This is a genomic window from Pseudomonas sp. 34 E 7 (genome assembly GCF_900005715.1).
In the GTDB taxonomy this organism is placed as follows: Bacteria; Pseudomonadota; Gammaproteobacteria; order Pseudomonadales; family Pseudomonadaceae; genus Aquipseudomonas; species Aquipseudomonas orientalis_A.
The window spans coordinates 172,618-191,315 of the sequence record NZ_CVTX01000145.1 but is presented as its reverse complement, the minus strand read 5'-3'; the positions used below and the strand labels follow the sequence as shown (position 1 = coordinate 191,315).

The following is an 18,698-nucleotide window of genomic DNA, read 5'->3' as shown; positions in this document are numbered from 1 at the left end:
TCTAAGCCTTAACCAAAGAACCAGTAGCACACCGCAATAGCCGCGACCACGCCGGCAAACTCCGCCAACAACGCACACCCCACCGCATGCCGCGCCCGCTGGATGCCCACTGACCCGAAGTACACCGCCAACACATAAAACGTGGTCTCGGTACTGCCCTGGATCGTCGCCGCCACCAACGCCGGGAAGCTGTCCACCCCCTGGGTCTGCATCGTCTCGATCAGCATCGCCCGCGCCGCGCTGCCGGAGAAGGGCTTGACCATCGCAGTGGGCAGTGCGTCGACAAACCGCGTGTCCATGCCGGTCCAGGCCACCAGGTGGCGAATCCCTTCCAGGCCGAAGTCCAACGCGCCGGAGGCACGCAACACGCCCACCGCACAGAGCATCGCTACCAGATAGGGCAGCAGATTCTTGGCGACGTCAAAACCTTCCTTGGCACCTTCGACAAAGGCCTCATACACCTTGACCTTGCGCAAGGCGCCGATCACAAGGAACAGCATGATCAAGCCAAACAGCGTGAGGTTGCCCAGGATCGAAGACAACCCGGCAAGCGCTGTGGCGGACAGGGTCGCCAGCAACGCCATGAAGCCTCCCAGCACCAACGCGCCGGGAATCAGGTAGGCGAGCACGACCGGATCCCACAGGCGCAGGCGCTGCATCACCGCTACCGACAGCAGGCCGACCAGCGTCGACGCGCTGGTGGCCAGCAGGATCGGCAGGAACACCAGCGTCGGGTCGGCAGCGCCTTGCTGGGCCCGGTACATGAAGATGGTCACCGGCAACAGCGTCAGCGAGGACGCATTGAGCACCAGGAACAGGATCTGTGCGTTGCTTGCCGTATTGGGGATGGGGTTGAGTTCCTGCAGCGCCTTCATGGCCTTGAGGCCGATGGGCGTGGCGGCGTTGTCCAGGCCCAGGCCGTTGGCGGCGAAATTGAGGGTGATCAAGCCGATGGCAGGGTGGCCGGCGGGCACCTCCGGCATCAGGCGACGAAACAGCGGGCCCAGGGCCCTGGCCAGCCAGTCGACGATCCCGGCTTTTTCGGCGATACGCAGAAAACCCAGCCACAACGTCAGGGTGCCGAACAAAAGCACCATGACCTCCACCGACAATTTGGCCATGGCGAAAATGCTTTCCACCATCGCCGCAAAAATTCCGGCGTTACCGCCCACCAGCCATTGCGCCAGTGCTGACACCATTGCCACCACAAAGAAGCCAAGCCACAGGCCATTGAGCATCAGTTGAATCCCCCGAAAGATGGGCGAATGATAACGGGGCTGACAGAAACGACAAACCCCGGAATTATCCGGGGTTTGTGTCAGAGCATTCGAGCGATCAGCCGCGAGTGATCTCGCCGGCCGGCAGCACCTCTTTGCTGCGCCAGTGCGGCAGCGAATTCCAGTAGCGCTCGCCCTTGGCATCGTCGTACATGCCTTCCCAGCGCGAGATAACCAGAACGGCCAAGGCGTTGCCGATCACGTTCAGCGCGGTACGCGCCATGTCCATCACACGGTCGACACCCGCGATAAACGCCAGGCCTTCCAGTGGGATGCCCACGCTGCCCAGGGTCGCCAGCAACACCACGAAGGACACACCCGGCACGCCGGCGATGCCTTTGGAGGTGACCATCAGGGTCAGCACCAGCATCAGTTGCTGGCCAATCGACAGGTCGATGCCGTACAGCTGCGCAATGAAGATCGCGGCGATGCTTTGATACAGGGTCGAACCGTCGAGATTGAACGAGTAACCCGTCGGCACCACGAAGCTGCAGATCGCCTTGGGCGCGCCGTAGGCTTCCATCTTCTCGATCACACGCGGCAGTACGGTTTCGGAACTGGCGGTGGAGTAGGCAAGCACCAGCTCGTCCTTGAAGATGCGCATCAGCTTCAGGATCGAGAAACCAAACAGGCGGGCGATCAGGCCCAGCACCGCAAACGCGAAGAACAGAATCGCGACGTAAACCAGGATCACCAGCTTGGCCAATGGCAGCAGCGAGGCGAAGCCGAAGTTGGCGACCGTCACCGCGATCAGCGCAAATACACCGATAGGGGCGTACTTCATGATCATGTGAGTGACTTTGAACATGCTCTCGGACACGCCCTGGAACATGGTCACCAGCGGCTCGCGCAGTTCCGGCTTGAGGCTCGACAAGCCCAGGCCGAACAGCACCGAGAAGAAGATGATCGGCAGCATCTCGCCACGGGCGACGGCCGCGAAGATGTTCGACGGGATCAGGTTGAGAATGGTCTCGATGAACGCATGCTCATGCTGCACTTCGGCGGCGGTGGCCTGGTACTTGGAGATATCGACAGTACCCAGGGTACTCATGTCGATGCCCGCGCCCGGATGGAACAGGTTGGCCAGCAACAGGCCGACCACGATGGCGATGGTGGTGACGACTTCAAAGTAAAGGATGGTCTTGACGCCGATGCGACCCAGCTTTTTCGCGTCACCCACACCGGCAATACCGACGATCAGCGACGAAATCACGATTGGGATAACGATCATCTTGATCAGGCGGATAAAGATATCGCCTGCCGGCTGCAGCACGTTGCTGATCCACCAGGCCTTTTCAGCACTGAAATGGTTGAGCACTGCACCGATTGCGATCCCCAGCACCAAACCGATGAGGATCTGCCAGGCGAGGCTTAGCTTTGCCTTCTTCATGTCATTACCCTTACTTCAAGTGAACTTAAGGCAAATGCGCCAGCTGGACCGCTCGAAAGCGAAAAAGTGTGAGCATCTGCCTCCATGGAAGGTCACCGCAGCGTGGCCGAAATGGCTTACTGGCAGGCGAAAAAAGGCGCAACTATTCCCATGCAAGGCGGCGACGTCTAATGCCGTAAACGCCTACCCTATGCCGAATCGGCATGGTTTTTTTTGAAAATAATTGTCTGAACGGTCAGTTCGGATACGCCATTGAAGCGGGTGAACCGGCCGTGAAGCTGCCAATTCCGGCTTGCGCAGAGGTAGCTGAGGACTCGGGGTGTTGGGTAGAAATGCTTGGAATATCCGCGCCATGGCGTAAGAAACAGCCTATTGCGCTCGGAAAAATTTATCGATGGATGGTCGCGCCGACACACTACGTAATGATTGGCGAGAGGCAAAACGAGGAATGCCAGCTATGGCCGGCATGATGCCCGGGCTTTGAGAGTCATAAGCCCGCCGCAAGTTCAGCAAGCTTGAGGACTTGTGAACTTGCGTCGCAGCTTTTCACCTGACCCGGCCCTTGCGCAGGCACTCCCTGTACCCGTAGGTCACGCCGATCCTGATCGATCAGAGCAACCCGGCCCCCTGGTCATGCATCGCATTTGGTATGCGATGCAAACAGAAAGAAGCGAACTGGCTTCTTTCTATGGACGCCGGCTCCGTAAGACGGAACCTAGTACCAATTCGGATCTTTCTTCAGCTGCTCCATGAGCAGCTTCTGCATACCTTCATCCGGTTTACCGATAAACCGGTAATCGGCATGCCGCGTCGGCGATTTGTCCGCCGGCAAACCGGCCGGGACTTCCACCAACATGGCGTAGGCATCTTCCTTATCGAAGCTGAAAGCGACGATCAGGCGCTTGTTCCGGCAGGTATCTGCCGTTTCACACAGCGGCCCTACCAAGTACTTCTCACCGTCTTCTTCGACAGCGTTCATCTGCTCCGCCGCGCCCGACAGGTTCATCACCCATTCGGGCAGGCGCTGCTCTTTCTTGACCACGCCTTGCCAGGTTTCACGGTATTGCGCATCCGTGCTGAGCAATTCATTGGCCCGGGATTGGCCGTCATTGGCGGCCATCACCAGGCTGCTGCCGCCCAACAGCAGGGCGGCGGCTATGGCTTTAAAAGGCACAGTGGTCATATTCAGCCTCGGCCTTTGCGACCAAAGAAGAACGACGCGATAAACATCACCAGGAAGACCACGAAGAGAATCTTGGCGATACCCGTAGCGGTGCCGGCGATACCACCGAAGCCCAGGACTGCAGCCACAATGGCGATGATCAGAAATGTGATTGCCCAACTCAACATGGTGATTCTCCTTAAGCTTTCATAGGGGTAACAGCGGTGATGCCATGCAGTCGCTCGACGCGAGCGACGATGTGTTGCTTAGAACACCCAGCGTTCTTGAACCGGCAGTTCGCTCAGGGTGGACTCCTGGTCTGCCAGTCGCAGTTGCGGGGCGGTTGCATCAGCAGTCGTGCTGCCAACGGAACGGAAATGGGTCTGGGTCATGACGGGACGTTCGAACTGCGGGGCCTGCTGCTGACTCTGCTGCCAATGCTGCATCTGCTGGCCGGCAATCAGCGTGACCATCAACGCCAGGCTGGCGAACAGACCTTGCTGCACATGAAGCGGCGATACACGCAATTGGCTGAGGCTTTGGCGAGTCATACTGCTTTCTCCCGCATTCTGATTATTCGGTCATGACGCTCTATGCAGTAACAACTATTGCAGAGCTCATGCCAGCTTTTTTATAAAATAAAACTCAATAAAATCAGATACTTAAGAATTATCTATCGGCACACAGCACAGCATCCTGCACGATGCACTGTCAGGGGCCGTGCGAAATGCACGATGGTCAGTGGTCGGGTCGAGGGATCGAAAGCGAATGGACGATTGCCGAAGGGGCGAGAAGCTATGAAAACGCCACTAGATCGGGCCTTTTACTAGGGCGTGTAGGAAGATGTGCAGATAGCTACGCGATGCTTCCTTTTATCGATCAGAATAAACCATGCAACTTGCCCGATTATTCCGGGACTAAACACCAACATTCACAGTTAAGGAGCGCGGGACAGATGGAATCAGCCAAGGAACTTCAAGGCCGCATTCTTTTAGTGGATGACGAGTCCGCGATCCTCCGGACCTTCCGCTATTGCCTGGAAGATGAAGGCTACACCGTCGCCACCGCCAACAGCGCGGCCCAAGCCGATGCCTTGATGCAACGCCAAGTGTTCGACCTGTGCTTTCTCGACCTGCGCCTGGGCGAGGACAACGGCCTGGATGTATTGGCGCATATGCGTATTCAAGCGCCATGGATGCGTGTCGTGATCGTTACCGCCCATTCGGCGGTGGACACTGCAGTCGATGCGATCCAGGCCGGCGCCGCCGACTACCTGGTCAAGCCCTGCAGCCCGGATCAACTGCGCCTGGCCACCGCCAAGCAGCTGGAAGTACGCCAGCTCTCGGCACGGCTGGAAGCCCTGGAAGGCGCGGTGCGCCAGCCCAAGGACGGCCTCGACTCCCATAGCCCGGCCATGATGGTGGTACTGGAAACCGCACGGCAGGTCGCCGGCACCGATGCCAATATCTTGATCCTCGGCGAGTCAGGCACCGGTAAAGGCGAGTTGGCGCGGGCCATTCACGGCTGGAGCAAACGCTCGAAAAAATCCTGCGTGACCATCAACTGCCCATCGTTGACCGCAGAACTGATGGAGAGCGAACTGTTCGGCCACAGCCGCGGCGCATTTACCGGCGCCAGCGAGAGCACATTGGGCCGCGTCAACCAGGCCGACGGCGGCACGCTGTTTCTCGACGAGATCGGCGACTTTCCGCTGACTCTGCAACCCAAGTTGCTGCGATTCATTCAGGACAAGGAATACGAGCGAGTGGGCGACCCGGTTACCCGCCGCGCGGACGTGCGTATTCTCGCCGCCACCAACCTGAACCTGGAAGACATGGTGCGCGACGGCCGCTTCCGTGAAGACTTGCTGTACCGCCTCAATGTCATCACGTTGCACCTGCCGCCGCTGCGCGAGCGCAGCGAGGACATCCTCACCCTGGCCGACCGCTTCCTGGCGCGTTTCGTCAAGGAATATGCCCGCCCGGCGCGCGGCTTCAGCGATCAGGCGCGCGAAGCGCTGCTCAACTATCGCTGGCCCGGCAACATCCGCGAGCTGCGCAACGTGGTGGAACGCGCCAGCATCATCTGCCCTCAGGAGAGGGTCGAGATCAGCCACCTCGGCATGGCCGAGCAACCGACCAACAACGCCCCACGCATCGGTGCGGCACTGAGCCTGGACGAATTGGAAAAAGCCCATATCGGCGCGGTACTTGCCACCAGCGATACGCTGGATCAAGCCGCCCGCACCCTCGGCATCGATGCGTCGACCCTGTATCGCAAACGCAAACAGTACAACTTATGAGCTGTACCTCATGAAGCTCGCGATGAAACTGCGCACCCGGTTATTCCTGAGCATCTCGGCGCTGATCACCGTGGCCCTGCTGGGGCTGATCCTGGGCCTGGTCAGCGTGATGCAGATGGCCAAGACCCAGGAGTCGTTGATTCGCAGCAATTTCGTCACCCTCGACCTGGGCGTGAAGTTGCGCCAGAGCCTGGGCGATCAACTGATCATGATGCTCGAAAAGCGGCCTGATCCGGCTGCCCTGCAAGCCTCCAAACAGCGCTACTTTGACCTGTTGGACCAGGGCATAGCCCATGAACAGAGTGACGGTCACACCCACGGTTTCGAGCAGGCACGCGAGGACTATCAGAACCTGCTGCAGGCTTTTGACGAGTCTCAACAGAACCCGTCTCTGCCGAGCAGCAGGCAAAAGCTCACTGAAGCCTTCAATACCCTGCGCAACGGGCTGATCGTCCACCACAAGCTGGCGCTGGAAAATATCAGCACCAGCGAGCATAAATCCCGTGAACGTGCGCTGCTCGTCGCCAGCTTGCTGGGGCTGGTGGGCCTTGCGGTGTTGATCATCGGCTTCGTGACCGCCCATGGCATTGCCCGGAGATTCGGTGCGCCCATCGAAGCGCTGGCCAAGGCTGCCGATAAAATCGGGCAAGGCGATTTCGAAGTGACATTACCGATATCGACGGCGGCGGAAATGAACCTGCTGACCCGTCGCTTCGGCATCATGGCCGAGGCCTTGCGCCAACACCAGGCCACCAATGTCGATGAGTTGCTCGCCGGTCAGCAGCGCTTGCAGGCGGTGCTCGACAGCATCGACGATGGCCTGCTGATGATCGACCGCCAAGGCCGCCTTGAACACCTCAACCCCGTCGCGCAACGCCAGCTGGGTTGGGACGAAGAGCGCCTCGGCCAGGGCCTGGGCGAAGCGCTGGGCCGCCCGGAAATGGATGAACAACTGCATCTGGTGCTGCGCGGCGGCAACCTGGAGCGGGCGCCGGAAGATCTGGAAGTGGAAGTCGAAGGTGAGCTGCGCCTGCTGACGTACAGCCTGACCCCGGTGAGCCACACCGAGGGGCATATTCTGGGCGCCGTGATGGTGCTGCATGACGTCACCGAGCAACGTGCCTTTGAGCGGGTGCGCAGCGAGTTCGTGTTGCGCGCCTCCCATGAATTGCGCACACCGGTGACCGGCATGCACATGGCCTTCGGACTTTTCCGCGAGCGAGCCAAGTTCCCGGCTGAGTCGCGCGAAGCCGACCTGCTGGATACGGTCAACGAAGAAATGCAGCGGTTGATGCAGTTGATCAACGATTTGCTCAACTTCTCGCGCTACCAGAACGGCCTGCAGAAACTCACGCTGGGGCCGTGCGACGTCACCGACCTGCTGGAACATGCCCGGGCCCGGTTCGCCGAACCGGCGAACGCGCAACGCGTCGAACTGCTGGTGGAAGCCCAGTCAGGCCTGCCACGCCTGTACGCCGACCAGGCGCAACTGGAGCGCGTGCTCGACAACTTGCTGGGCAATGCCCTGCGGCATACTGCCGAGGATGGGCAGATTCGCTTGCAGGCGCGACGTCATGGCGAACGGGTGATTATCAGCGTCGAGGACAACGGTGAAGGCATTGCCTACGGCCAGCAAGGGCGCATTTTCGAGCCTTTCGTGCAGGTAGGGCGCAAGAAAGGCGGCGCCGGCCTGGGGCTGGCGCTGTGCAAGGAGATCGTGCAATTGCACGGCGGCCGCATGGGCGTGTATTCACGGCCGGGGCAGGGCACACAGTTCTATATGGCCTTGCCTCTGTAAGCACCCATTCAGCGTTGGTTCAAGGCGCGCAGGATCGCCGCGCTTTGTGCATCCGGCGTTCCGTCGAACAACGATGGGCGGAAACGCATCTGGAATGCGGCGATCACGTGACGCGTGGCCACGTCCAGCTCACCGGTTTGCGGCGTCGGGTAGCCCAGACGCGCCAGTTCTTCCTGGAACCAGGTGATGCTCGGCAACTGCGCGGCGTACTGCTGCTGCAATTGCGCCACTGCCTGGGCATTCGGCCAGACCCCCAGGCCCTCATCGGCCAGGCGCTTCCATGGGAACAACGGGCCCGGGTCCAATTTGCGCAGCGGCGCGATATCGCTATGCCCGATGATGTTCCTGGGGTTGATACCGTTACGCTTGCTGATGTCCTTGAGCAGCACCACCAGCGACTTCACCTGCGCCTCGGAATACGGGTACCAGACCCGGCCGGTCGGAGTATCGCTATAGCCGGGGTTGACGATCTCGATGCCGATGGAGCTGGAGTTGAGCCAGGTACGCCCCATCCACTCGCTTTCCCCCGCATGCCAGGCACGCTGGCTTTCATCAACCAGCTTGTAAATTGTGCCTGAGGCGTCATCGCCGATCAGGTAATGGCTGCTGACCTGGCCGTGGGTCAGCAGCGCCAGGGAGCGCTCGAGGTTGGCAGAGGTGTAATGCACCACCACGAACTGCACGCGGTTGTCGTGATTCACGGAAGGATGGCTGGTATTGAGGCGCGGGCCGCTGGAGCAGCCGGCAAGCAGAACAACGGCAACGGCGATGAAGAAAGATTTCATAGGAGAAGGCATTACACAAAGGACGATAATGCAACAGTGTAACGTACCGCTGGCGGGCAAGCGGTCAAATTACATATTCAGAACATTTTTTACGCCGCCTGCACCCGATTACGCCCCGCCGCCTTGGCCCTGTAAAGCGCTTCATCGGCACGCTTGAGTACCAGATCACTGCGCTCGCCCGGCTGGAACTGCGCCACCCCCATGGATACCGTGATGGTCACCGGCTCGCCCTTGAAGTGGAACGGGCAAGCCTCGATGGCCACTCGCAGCATGTCACCGACAGCCAAGGCGTCCGCCAGGGCTGAATCGGGCATCAACAACACAAATTCTTCGCCGCCGAAGCGCGCAATGAAATCAGTCGGGCGCAGGCGTTTGCGCAGCACATTGGCGATGATCTTCAGGACTTTATCGCCGGCCAGGTGGCCGTAGCCGTCGTTGATGCGCTTGAAGTGGTCGAGGTCCAGCATGGCCAGTGACAGGCTGTTGCCACGCTGGTGCCAGGCATTGACCTCATGATCCAGGCGCTCACTCCAGGCCGCGCGGTTGGGCAGGCCGGTGAGCGGATCGATCAGCGCCTTCTGGCGCTGTATCTCCAAATGCTCACGATAGCCCTGGGCTTCCTGCTCCATGTTCGCCACCCGTTCAGCCAGGCCCTGGAGCCGCGCGGCCACTTCCTGCTCGCGCTGGTCGCGCTGTTGTCGGTGCTCGTCCATGGTGCCGAGCAAGCCCTCGAGGTGGCTCTCCAGCACCTGCTTGAGGCTGTCCAGATCGGCGGCGTCCTGCACGCTGCTTTGCAGGCCGTCTACCTGTTCGCGAATTTGCGTGTCCAGCTCCCGCGCGGCGGAGCGGCTGTCGGCGTGCCCTTCGCTGGCGACCTGCAGGTGACCCTGGAATGCCTCAAGACGCTCGTTGAGCTGCTTAAGGTAAGCCTCGAACTCATGCTGGCCGCTGTCGGTAACCGCCAGCATCAGCACCGCCAGGTCATCGAGGATCGGCAGCAGCTCGTACCAGTTCAAGCCATGGGCCAGACGTTCGCGCATGGCTTCGGCCTGTGGTCGGTGGCCCTCGGGCAGGGCCAGGTCTTCCAGCAGGCCGAGCAAGGTGTCTTCAATATGCTTGGCAACCGAGCTATAGGAAGGCTCGGGCGAATCGGGCAGGGCGTAGAGACCATCCGACTGCAGGGCGTCGGAGTCAGGCTCTGCGGTATCCAATACGGGCGGGAGTGAAAGGCTGCCGATCAGCGTTTCCTCTGGCGTATCGACGGGGTCTTGGGGCGCTTCGATAAAAGCCGCGAGTGCGCTTTCGGCAGCGGCGTCTTCGGCTGGGGTGTCAGGCGCCTCGCGATCGAAGGTTTCGTCGGGCATGGGCGCGAGCGACGTTTGAGCAGGCACTTGGAGCTCGGACTTTACGCTGGCCGGTGCCTCTTTGACGGCGGCCGCAGGCTCAGGCGCAGAGACGTCCGTTGTCGGCGGCAACGGCGCGAAAGCTCGCAATGCCTGGGTCAGTTCCTCGGACTGCGCGGGCTCCGGGGCTTCAGGCGCTGCAGGCGAGGGCGCGACGGAGAGCGGCGCAGGGGGTGTCTCGGGCTCGGGCGCTTCGCTCGAGTGCTCCTTGGCACCAAACAGGCGCTGCAATAACCCGGGCCCGGAGCGCGGCGTTTCGCCATCCGGCTCCAGGTTATTCAGCGCCTGTTCCTGCAGGCTGCTCAACTCGCTGAGCAGCAGCGGTATTTCCCGTGCCTGCCCGACTCGACCGTCAAGCTGCTTGGCGAAGGTTTTCAGCGGGCGCGCCACCTCACGGGGCAGCGGCAGTTTCTGCAACTGCGCGACCAGGGCGGTGAGGGCGGTACTGATTTGGTCAACCCGGGTTTCGCGGCGCTGCTCGGAATCCAGCACGGCCTTTTCCAGACGCGGCAGCAGGGCGGCCAGGGCAGCGTCCATGTCGTCAGTGCGCACGACATCGCGCATTTCCTTCATGCATTGATCGACAGCGCGGTCAGTCCCTTCCGCCGCCAGCGTGCTGCGCACCAGCCCTCGACGTAACAGATCGAGGCGGGCGGCCCAGCGGCGTTCGAGCTTGTCTTGCTGCTCAACGCCTTTAAGGTACTTTTCTTTCCAGCGCTGGGCGTCGTCGCTCATGCAACAGGTCCGCCGGGGCCAGGACTCAACGCGGGGAACGCATCAGCCGTCAGCGAGCCCGGCAGACGAATTTCCACCGCGACCGGCAGGTGATCGGAAATGGGGTGCGCCAGCACCTGCACACTTTCCAGTGTGAGGCTCGGGCTGAGCAGGATATGGTCCAGGCAGCGCTGCGGGCGCCAACTGGGAAACGTGGCTTCGACTTGCGGCGCCAGTAAGCCGAGGTCACGCAGCGGGGAATTCTGCAGCAGGTCGTTGGCGTGGGTGTTCATGTCCCCCATCAACACCTGGTGCTTGTAGTTGCCAATCAAGTCGCGCACGTAGGCCAACTGGAGGTTGCGCGTACGCCCGCCGAGGGCCAGGTGCATCATCACCACCACCAAGGCTTCCGGGCCTTCGCCAAAACGCACCAGGATCGCACCGCGCCCCTTGGGGCCTGGCAACGGGTGATCCTCGATGACTGTCGGCTTCAGGCGACTGAGCACACCATTGCTGTGCTGCGCCAGGCGCCCGAGGTTGCGATTGAGTTGCTGGTACCAGTAGGGGAAGGCACCGAGCTGGGCAAGGTGCTCCACCTGATTGATGTAGCCGGAGCGCAGGCTGCCGCCGTCGGCTTCCTGCAGGGCGACCAAGTCGAAGTCGCTGAGCAGGTCGCCGATTTTCTGCAGGTTGCCGGTACGCCCCTTGTGCGGCAGCAAGTGCTGCCAGCCACGCGTGAGGTAGTGCCGATATTTCTCGGTACTGTTACCCACCTGAATATTGAAACTGAGCAGGCGCAGGCGGCTGTCCGCCGGCAGGCCTGTGGACTCCAGGTGATGTTCGTTGACCTGCGGATCATGCAGGCCGACGACACGCTCGGTACCCCAACGACGCATGGCGAGCCCCTTACTTGGCTGCACGCTCTTTGGCGATCAGTTGGTCGGCGACATTGAGGACCGCTTCAGGACCACCGGCAGTGCCAAGGTCGAAACGGTACTTGCCGTTGACGATCAGGGTCGGTACGCCTTGCACGCCATACTTCTGCGCAAGTTCCTTGGCCTGCTTGATCTGGCCCTGGATGGCAAAGGAATTGAAGGTGGCCAGGAACTTGTCTTTATCGACACCCTGGGTGGCCACGAAGTCAGCCATTTCTTCCGGCTTGGTCAGGCGCTTGCCTTCTTTCTGGATCGCGTTAAATACCGCGTTGTGGACCTTATGCTCCACACCCATGGCTTCCAGGGTCAGGAACAGCTGGCCGTGGGCATCCCATGGGCCACCGAACATGGCCGGAATGCGTTTGAAGTTCACGTCCTTGGGCAGCTTCTCGGCCCAAGGGTTGATGGTCGGTTCAAAGGCGTAGCAATGCGGGCAGCCATACCAGAACAGCTCCACCACCTCGATTTTGCCGGGCACCGAAACCGGGACCGGGTTAGTCAGTTCAACGTAGGTTTTACCGGCTTCAAGCGGCACGTCGGCAGCTTGTGCGGTCATGCCGAAGAGACTGGCAGTGACGAGAGCGGCGCTGAGGATCAGTTTACGCATGCTTTACTCCTGGACAAATAAAGTCGCCTCACGCGACCTTTATGTGTGACAGGTCTACGCGGACATGAGTTCGTTAGTGTAACGGCAGCGGCCACAAAAAAGGGCGGCCGTGGCCACCCTTTTTATGCTTGCATCGACGGATTAATCGAGCGTTAACGTTGCCGTCTGTCAGTGCAGGCCCTGGATGTAACTGGAGATTGCAGCAATGTCTTCATCGCTCAGTTTGCGGGCGATGGTGCGCATGGTCATTGCGTCGCCATCATTGGCCCGGCCGGCGTCTTCCTTGCGGAAGTCGGTCAGCTGTTTGGCGATGTAGGCAGCGTGCTGGCCGCTCAAGTGCGGGAAGCCGGCGGCGGCGTTGCCTGCGCCATTTGGCGAATGGCAGCCGGTACAGGCGGGCAGGCCCTTGTCCAGGTCGCCGCCACGGAACAGTTTCTCGCCGCGGGCGACCAGTTTCGGATCAGCAGCTCCCACACTGCTTTTCTGGCTGGCAAAATACGCCGCGATGTCAGCGATGTCCTGATCGCTGGAGTTGGCCAGCAAGCCGGTCATTTCCAGCACCACGCGCTTGCCATCCTTGATTTCGCGCATCTGCTTGGCCAGGTAACGTTCACCCTGGCCGGCCAATTTGGGGAAGTTCGGCGCCGGGCTGTTACCGTCCGGTCCATGGCAAGCACCACACACGGCGGCTTTCGCCTGCCCCGCGGTAGCGTCGCCTGCGGCATGGGCAATACCGGTGATGCCCAAGGTCAACAGCAGACTCACGATCAGTTTGTTCATCAGCTAATCCAACTACGGCTAAGGGTTTAAGAGTTATCTACCGGGTTTACTCACCATCAACTCATTGATGGCCTGGTAATCCTCGGTACTGCAGTCCATGCACAAACCACGCGGCGGCATTGCCTTGAAACCCTGGGGCAATCACTTGATCATGTGGCGATCAATTCAGGGTTTGAGAGCGTTTTGCGTTCTAATGCGCAATAAAGGTCTTTTCGCTCCCGTGAACGTCATCCTTCGCTGGGACAAAGCACACACAAAATCTGCGGCATTATATACTGGCGCTACTGAAACGGAAACGACACCGCTTGCCGCACCCTTTTTCGGCACCGCCCACATCGGAAATCTCATGCAACTCAAGAATCCCATCCTCGGCCTGTGCCAACAGTCCACCTTCATGCTCAGCGCCGCCAAAGTGGACCAATGCCCCGATGACGAAGGCTTTGAAGTCGCCTTTGCCGGCCGTTCCAACGCTGGCAAGTCCAGCGCCCTGAACACGCTCACCCATGCCAGCCTGGCACGCACCTCGAAAACCCCGGGTCGCACGCAGTTACTCAATTTCTTCAAGCTAGACGATGATCGGCGTCTGGTCGACCTGCCGGGCTACGGTTATGCAAAAGTCCCTATCCCGTTGAAGCTGCACTGGCAGCGTCACCTGGAGGCTTACCTGGGTGGTCGGGAGAGTTTGAAAGGTCTGATCCTGATGATGGACATCCGTCATCCAATGACCGATTTCGACCTGTTGATGCTCGATTGGGCGGTCGCCAGCGGCATGCCAATGCATATCCTGCTGACCAAGGCCGACAAGCTGACCTACGGCGCGGCCAAGAACACCCTGCTCAAAGTGCAGTCCGAAATCCGCAAGGGTTGGGGCGATGCGATCACCATCCAATTGTTCTCCGCGCCCAAGCGCATGGGCCTGGAAGACGCCTACACCGTACTGGCCGGCTGGATGGAATTGGCGGACAAGGGCGCGGAAATCGCCGAATAACTTTTGCGCAGGCAAAAAAAACCCCGGACTTCGTATGGGGAGGGGAAGTTCGGGGTCCAAGTTCCGAACCGCTAGGGCGGGGTCCGGATATCTGCCAACACTTAACACAACATAGGAGCATTGAAGGGCTTCACCACCCATTCAGTAACTCTGAGTGGCAGTTCACAGGTTAAGTTCCGGCAGGTTCAAAAAACACTTGGAAATAACTGACGGCAGCTTCCGATCTAAAGCGTTTCGCCATCACCGGGTGTGACGGCGAAACCGCAGAATCAATGCGCCTCGTCCCAGTTATCGCCCACGCCCACGTCCACCACCAGGGGCACGTCCAACTGAGCCGCAGCGCTCATGTGCTCGCGAATTCTTTCGCTGACCTCGGCGACCAGATCCTCACGGACCTCCAGTACCAGTTCGTCGTGCACCTGAAGGATAACCTTGGCGTCCAGGCCTGACTCAGTCAGCCAGTTGTCCACCTTCACCATGGCTTTCTTGATGATGTCCGCTGCCGTGCCCTGCATTGGCGCGTTGATCGCGGTGCGTTCTGCCGCCGCGCGCTCCTGGGGCTTGTTGGAGTTGATGTCCGGCAAGTACAGGCGCCGCCCGAAGAAGGTTTCCACGTAGCCCTGGTCCGCCGCCTGGGCACGGGTGCGCTCCATGTACTCGCGCACACCGGGGTAGCGGGCGAAGTACACATCGATATAGGCCTTGGCAGTCTTGGTGTCGACGCCAATGTCCTTGCCCAGCTTCTGGGCGCCCATGCCATAGATCAGGCCGAAGTTGATCGCCTTGGCGCTGCGGCGCTGGTTGGAGGTGACCTCGCTCAACTCAACCTTGAACACCTCGGCAGCCGTGGCGGTGTGCACGTCCAGGTCATTGCGAAAGGCATTCATCAACCCTTCGTCCTTGGACAGGTGCGCCATGATCCGCAGTTCGATCTGCGAGTAGTCCGCCGCCAGCAGCTTGTAACCCTTGGGCGCGATAAACGCCTGGCGAATGCGTCGCCCCTCGGCGGTGCGCACCGGGATGTTCTGCAGGTTCGGATCGCTGGAGGACAGACGCCCGGTCGCCGCCACCGCCTGGTGGTAGGACGTATGAATACGTCCGGTACGCGGGTTGATCTGTTCCGGCAGGCGGTCGGTGTAGGTGCTTTTTAGCTTGCTCATGCTGCGGTACTGCATGAGTACCTTGGGCAATGGAAAATCATCCTCCGCCAGTTTGGCCAGCACTTCTTCAGCGGTGGATGCCTGGCCCTTGCCGGTTTTTTTCAACACGGGCATGCCGAGCTTCTCGTAGAGGATCGCCCCGAGCTGCTTGGGCGAGCCCAGGTTGAATGTCTCGCCGGCGATTTCGAAGGCCTGGCGCTCCAGCTCGATCATCTTGTTGCCCAGCTCGATGCTCTGGATGCCCAGCAGATCCTTGTCCACCAAGGCACCCTGGCGCTCGATACGCGCCAGCACCGGCACCAGCGGTATTTCGATATCCGTCAGCACACTGGCCAGGCTCGGGATCGCAGTCAACTTCGCGTGCAGTGCCTGATGCAGGCGCAAGGTCACGTCGGCATCTTCGGCCGCGTAAGGGCCGGCTTGCTCCAGAGCGATCTGGTCGAAGGTCAGCTGCTTGGCGCCCCTGCCGGCGATGTCCTGGAAGCTGACGGTGGCGTGGTCCAGGTACTTCTTCGCCAGGCTGTCCATGTCATGGCGGGTCGCGGTGGAGTTCAGCACGTAGGATTCGAGCATGGTATCGAAGGCGATGCCGCGCACGGTGATGCCCTGCGCCGGGTCGCCACCGATGGCGCAGTTGGCCAGGATGTTCATGTCGAACTTGGCGTGCTGGCCGACCTTGAGTTTGGCCGGATCTTCCAGCAAGGGCTTCAAGGCCAGCAGTACGGTGTCACGGTCCAATTGCTCCGGCGCGCCCGTGTAGGCATGCGTCAGCGGGATATAGGCGGCTTCGTGGGCCTGCACCGCAAACGACAGCCCAACCAATTGGGCCTGTTGGGCGTCGATCCCGGTGGTCTCGGTATCGAAGGCAAACAACGTCGCGTCGTTGAGTTTCTTCAGCCACAGATCAAACGTGGCCTGGTCAAGAATAGTGGTGTACACCGTCTCCACCGGCACCGCGAGAACCGCCTCGGCAGGCAGCTCGGCGGCAGGTGCAACTTCGTTGGTCGCCTTGAGTTCGACACGCTTGCTATCGCGCTGGATCTCGTCGTACCAGCTCTTGAACTCGAGCAGCGTGTACAGCTCCAGCAACTTTTCGCGATCCGGCTCGATCAGGTGCAAGTCGTCCAGGCCGATGTCCAGGGGCACGTCGATTTTGATCGTCGCCAGTCGATAGGACAGGAATGCCATCTCCTTGTGCTCTTCCAGCTTGGCCGGCAGCGTCTTGGCGCCACGAATCGGCAGGGTCGGCACAATGTCCAACTGCTCATACAGCTCTTTGAGACCGCCATTGACCCCCACCAGCAGACCGGAGGCGGTCTTCGGACCAATGCCGGGAACCCCAGGGATGTTGTCGGAGGAATCGCCCATCAACGCCAGATAATCGATGATCTGCTCCGGAGCGACGCCGAATTTCTCCTTTACGCCCTCGATGTCCATCGAACTACCGGTCATGGTATTGACCAAGGTAATGTGCCCGTCCACCAGTTGCGCCATGTCCTTGTCGCCGGTGGAGATCACCACCGGGCGGTCAGCGGCGGCGCTGCTGCGGGCCAGGGTGCCGATCACGTCATCGGCCTCGACGCCTTCGACGCACAGCAACGGGAAGCCCAGGGCGATCACGCTCTGGTGCAGGGGTTCGATCTGCAGGCGCATGTCATCGGGCATGCTCGGGCGATTGGCCTTGTAGTCGGCGAACATTTCATCGCGAAAGGTCCCGCCCTTGGCGTCGAATACCACGGCGAACGGGCTGTCCGGGTATTGCTTGCGCAGGCTCTTGAGCATGTTCAACACGCCCTTGACCGCACCGGTCGGCAGGCCTTTGGAGGTGGTCAACGGTGGCAGCGCGTGGAAGGCGCGGTACAGATAAGAAGAACCGTCCACCAGGACGAGGGGCGCTTGGCTCATGAGCAGGATCAACCTTTTCGGCGGGTCAGGCGCTAGAATAGCCGGACCAATGAAAACAAAGGGACAAGGTTATCATGCGTACATTCAATCGCCTGCTGTTGACTGGCTTGATTGCACTCGCTCCGATGGCTGCCATGGCGGCAGACGATGCGCCATCGGGCGATCCGGAAGTGACCATTCGCACGGAAGGCGACAAGACCATCCAGGAGTACCGTCAAAACGGCTTCCTGTATGCCATCAAGGTAACGCCAAAAGGCGCTCCACCGTATTTCCTGGTACGCGCGGATGGAACCGACGCGAACTTCATCCGTTCTGACCAGCCGGATATGCTGATCCCGTCATGGAAGATCTTCGAATGGAAATGATTCCCTAATTTCAACCGGCGCCGCCCTGAGCGGTGCCCGTAACGGCAGTTTTAACCATGTCTGTGTTCACCCCCCTGGCTCGGTCCGAGCTGGAAACCTTTCTTGCCCCTTATGGGCTCGGCCGCCTGCTTGATTTCCAGGGGATTGCCGCCGGTAGCGAAAACACCAATTTCTTTATCAGCCTGGAGCAGGGCGAGTTCGTCCTGACCCTGGTCGAGCGCGGCCCCGTGGCAGAAATGCCATTTTTTATCGAACTGCTCGACGTGCTCCACGACGCCGACCTGCCGGTGCCCTACGCCCTGCGTACCACCGACGGTATCGCTTTGCGCGAACTCAAGGGCAAACCCGCCTTGCTGCAACCGCGCCTGGCCGGCAAGCACATCACACACGCCAACGCCCAGCATTGCGCCCAGGTCGGCGACCTGCTCGGCCACCTGCACCTGGCGACCCAGGGCGACAAGGTCCTGGAGCGCAAGACCGATCGCGGGCTGGAGTGGATGCTCAGTGAAGGCGCGCAGTTGATTTCCCATCTGAACGACGCACAACAGCGTCTGTTGCAGGATGCATTGAACGAGATAGAAGCCCACAAGGCGCAGATTCTCGCCCTGCCACGCGCCAACGTTCATGCCGACCTGTTTCGCGACAACGCGATGTTCGAAGGCACCCACCTGACCGGCCTGATCGACTTCTACAACGCCTGCTCCGGGCCGATGCTGTATGACGTCGCCATCGCCTTGAATGACTGGTGTTCGAACGCCGACGGCGTGATTGATGGGCCGCGCGCCCGTGCGCTGCTGGGTGCTTATGCGGGGTTGCGGCCGTTTACCGCCAAGGAAGCCGAGCTATGGCCGACCATGCTGCGCGTGGCGTGCGTGCGGTTCTGGCTGTCGCGGCTGATCGCAGCCGAGTCGTTTGCCGGGCAGGATGTGCTTATTCACGACCCCGCCGAGTTCGAGCATCGCCTGCTGCAGCGCCAACAGGTGGCTGTGCATCTGCCGTTCGCGCTCTAAAGACCTGCTCGCTCCAAATGTAGGAGCGAGCTCGCTCGCGAAAAACGTCAACGATAACGCGTGCTTTCTGAATGAACGCGGCGCCTGTGAGTTTTTCGCGAGCAAGCTCGCTCCTAC

General features: G+C 60.4%; 16 protein-coding genes and 1 pseudogene. 5 read left to right on the top strand and 12 right to left on the bottom strand.

Annotated elements, in window-relative coordinates:
* Positions 1-8: 8 nt before the first annotated feature.
* The 5 genes from BFP96_RS15415 to BFP96_RS15395 all read right to left on the bottom strand — a co-directional run bounded on the left by BFP96_RS15415 (position 9) and on the right by BFP96_RS15395 (position 4,380).
* Complete coding sequence (locus BFP96_RS15415) at positions 9-1,238, bottom strand: nucleoside recognition domain-containing protein (protein ID WP_065895293.1); 1,230 nt, start codon at positions 1,236-1,238, stop codon at positions 9-11.
* A gap of 97 nt (positions 1,239-1,335) precedes the next feature.
* Positions 1,336-2,667, bottom strand: a complete 1,332-nt coding sequence (gene gltP, locus BFP96_RS15410; protein WP_065886786.1) for a glutamate/aspartate:proton symporter GltP — start codon at positions 2,665-2,667, stop codon at positions 1,336-1,338.
* 715 nt (positions 2,668-3,382) lie between these two features.
* Positions 3,383-3,850 (bottom strand): inhibitor of vertebrate lysozyme family protein, encoded by a 468-nt coding sequence (locus BFP96_RS15405; RefSeq protein WP_065886785.1) that lies wholly within the window; start codon positions 3,848-3,850, stop codon positions 3,383-3,385.
* Positions 3,851-3,852: 2 nt separating this feature from the next.
* Complete coding sequence (locus BFP96_RS15400) at positions 3,853-4,017, bottom strand: DUF1328 domain-containing protein (protein ID WP_003187386.1); 165 nt, start codon at positions 4,015-4,017, stop codon at positions 3,853-3,855.
* 78 nt (positions 4,018-4,095) lie between these two features.
* Entirely contained in the window at positions 4,096-4,380 is a 285-nt protein-coding gene (locus BFP96_RS15395) for a hypothetical protein (protein ID WP_065895292.1), read from the bottom strand.
* A gap of 404 nt (positions 4,381-4,784) precedes the next feature.
* Here BFP96_RS15395 and algB point away from each other — a divergent pair, with 404 nt between their 5' ends.
* Positions 4,785-6,131, top strand: coding sequence for a sigma-54-dependent response regulator transcription factor AlgB (gene algB, locus BFP96_RS15390; protein ID WP_065936528.1), 1,347 nt, complete (start codon positions 4,785-4,787; stop codon positions 6,129-6,131).
* Between the two features lie 10 nt (positions 6,132-6,141).
* A complete protein-coding gene (locus BFP96_RS15385; protein ID WP_065895291.1) occupies positions 6,142-7,929 on the top strand; it encodes an ATP-binding protein in 1,788 nt (595 codons plus the stop codon).
* Positions 7,930-7,937: 8 nt separating this feature from the next.
* Here the strand turns inward: BFP96_RS15385 and BFP96_RS15380 are convergent, their stop codons facing one another.
* The 6 genes and pseudogenes from BFP96_RS15380 to BFP96_RS31315 form a co-directional block, all read right to left on the bottom strand.
* A complete protein-coding gene (locus BFP96_RS15380; protein ID WP_065897861.1) occupies positions 7,938-8,714 on the bottom strand; it encodes an N-acetylmuramoyl-L-alanine amidase in 777 nt (258 codons plus the stop codon).
* 89 nt (positions 8,715-8,803) lie between these two features.
* On the bottom strand, positions 8,804-10,852 hold the full coding sequence (locus BFP96_RS15375) for a GGDEF domain-containing protein (protein WP_065936527.1): 2,049 nt from the start codon (positions 10,850-10,852) through the stop codon (positions 8,804-8,806).
* A complete protein-coding gene (locus BFP96_RS15370) occupies positions 10,849-11,727 on the bottom strand; it encodes an endonuclease/exonuclease/phosphatase family protein (protein WP_065936526.1) in 879 nt (292 codons plus the stop codon). Before BFP96_RS15370 ends, BFP96_RS15375 begins: the two co-directional genes overlap by 4 nt.
* Before the next feature lie 10 nt (positions 11,728-11,737).
* Complete coding sequence (dsbA, locus tag BFP96_RS15365) at positions 11,738-12,373, bottom strand: thiol:disulfide interchange protein DsbA (RefSeq protein ID WP_065895287.1); 636 nt, start codon at positions 12,371-12,373, stop codon at positions 11,738-11,740.
* A 168-nt stretch (positions 12,374-12,541) separates the two neighbouring features.
* A complete protein-coding gene (locus BFP96_RS15360) occupies positions 12,542-13,153 on the bottom strand; it encodes a c-type cytochrome (protein ID WP_065936525.1) in 612 nt (203 codons plus the stop codon).
* A 33-nt stretch (positions 13,154-13,186) separates the two neighbouring features.
* A pseudogene (locus BFP96_RS31315) lies at positions 13,187-13,288 on the bottom strand (cytochrome); the annotation flags it as partial.
* Between the two features lie 211 nt (positions 13,289-13,499).
* On the opposite strand from BFP96_RS31315, the gene yihA reads away from it, so the two are divergent.
* Positions 13,500-14,141 carry a ribosome biogenesis GTP-binding protein YihA/YsxC gene (yihA, locus tag BFP96_RS15355; RefSeq protein WP_042943980.1) on the top strand — a complete coding sequence of 214 codons (642 nt, stop codon included), beginning with the start codon at positions 13,500-13,502 and terminating at the stop codon, positions 14,139-14,141.
* 269 nt (positions 14,142-14,410) lie between these two features.
* Here the strand turns inward: yihA and polA are convergent, their stop codons facing one another.
* Positions 14,411-17,206, bottom strand: coding sequence for a DNA polymerase I (gene polA / locus BFP96_RS15350; protein ID WP_065936524.1), 2,796 nt, complete (start codon positions 17,204-17,206; stop codon positions 14,411-14,413).
* 74 nt (positions 17,207-17,280) lie between these two features.
* Here polA and BFP96_RS15345 point away from each other — a divergent pair, with 74 nt between their 5' ends.
* Entirely contained in the window at positions 17,281-17,571 is a 291-nt protein-coding gene (locus BFP96_RS15345; protein ID WP_017528747.1) for a DUF2782 domain-containing protein, read from the top strand.
* A gap of 56 nt (positions 17,572-17,627) precedes the next feature.
* On the top strand, positions 17,628-18,581 hold the full coding sequence (locus BFP96_RS15340; RefSeq protein ID WP_065895284.1) for a homoserine kinase: 954 nt from the start codon (positions 17,628-17,630) through the stop codon (positions 18,579-18,581).
* The last annotated feature ends 117 nt before the right edge of the window (positions 18,582-18,698 follow it).

What these genes read in the sequence shown, in the direction of transcription:
- BFP96_RS15415 (WP_065895293.1), bottom strand. Translation starts at nt 1,238, where the DNA reads ATGCTCAATGGCCTGTGGCTTGGCTTCTTTGTGGTGGCAATGGTGTCA.
- gltP (WP_065886786.1), bottom strand. Translation starts at nt 2,667, where the DNA reads ATGAAGAAGGCAAAGCTAAGCCTCGCCTGGCAGATCCTCATCGGTTTG.
- BFP96_RS15405 (WP_065886785.1), bottom strand. Translation starts at nt 3,850, where the DNA reads ATGACCACTGTGCCTTTTAAAGCCATAGCCGCCGCCCTGCTGTTGGGC.
- BFP96_RS15400 (WP_003187386.1), bottom strand. Translation starts at nt 4,017, where the DNA reads ATGTTGAGTTGGGCAATCACATTTCTGATCATCGCCATTGTGGCTGCA.
- BFP96_RS15395 (WP_065895292.1), bottom strand. Translation starts at nt 4,380, where the DNA reads ATGACTCGCCAAAGCCTCAGCCAATTGCGTGTATCGCCGCTTCATGTG.
- algB (WP_065936528.1), top strand. Translation starts at nt 4,785, where the DNA reads ATGGAATCAGCCAAGGAACTTCAAGGCCGCATTCTTTTAGTGGATGAC.
- BFP96_RS15385 (WP_065895291.1), top strand. Translation starts at nt 6,142, where the DNA reads ATGAAGCTCGCGATGAAACTGCGCACCCGGTTATTCCTGAGCATCTCG.
- BFP96_RS15380 (WP_065897861.1), bottom strand. Translation starts at nt 8,714, where the DNA reads ATGAAATCTTTCTTCATCGCCGTTGCCGTTGTTCTGCTTGCCGGCTGC.
- BFP96_RS15375 (WP_065936527.1), bottom strand. Translation starts at nt 10,852, where the DNA reads ATGAGCGACGACGCCCAGCGCTGGAAAGAAAAGTACCTTAAAGGCGTT.
- BFP96_RS15370 (WP_065936526.1), bottom strand. Translation starts at nt 11,727, where the DNA reads ATGCGTCGTTGGGGTACCGAGCGTGTCGTCGGCCTGCATGATCCGCAG.
- dsbA (WP_065895287.1), bottom strand. Translation starts at nt 12,373, where the DNA reads ATGCGTAAACTGATCCTCAGCGCCGCTCTCGTCACTGCCAGTCTCTTC.
- BFP96_RS15360 (WP_065936525.1), bottom strand. Translation starts at nt 13,153, where the DNA reads ATGAACAAACTGATCGTGAGTCTGCTGTTGACCTTGGGCATCACCGGT.
- yihA (WP_042943980.1), top strand. Translation starts at nt 13,500, where the DNA reads ATGCAACTCAAGAATCCCATCCTCGGCCTGTGCCAACAGTCCACCTTC.
- polA (WP_065936524.1), bottom strand. Translation starts at nt 17,206, where the DNA reads ATGAGCCAAGCGCCCCTCGTCCTGGTGGACGGTTCTTCTTATCTGTAC.
- BFP96_RS15345 (WP_017528747.1), top strand. Translation starts at nt 17,281, where the DNA reads ATGCGTACATTCAATCGCCTGCTGTTGACTGGCTTGATTGCACTCGCT.
- BFP96_RS15340 (WP_065895284.1), top strand. Translation starts at nt 17,628, where the DNA reads ATGTCTGTGTTCACCCCCCTGGCTCGGTCCGAGCTGGAAACCTTTCTT.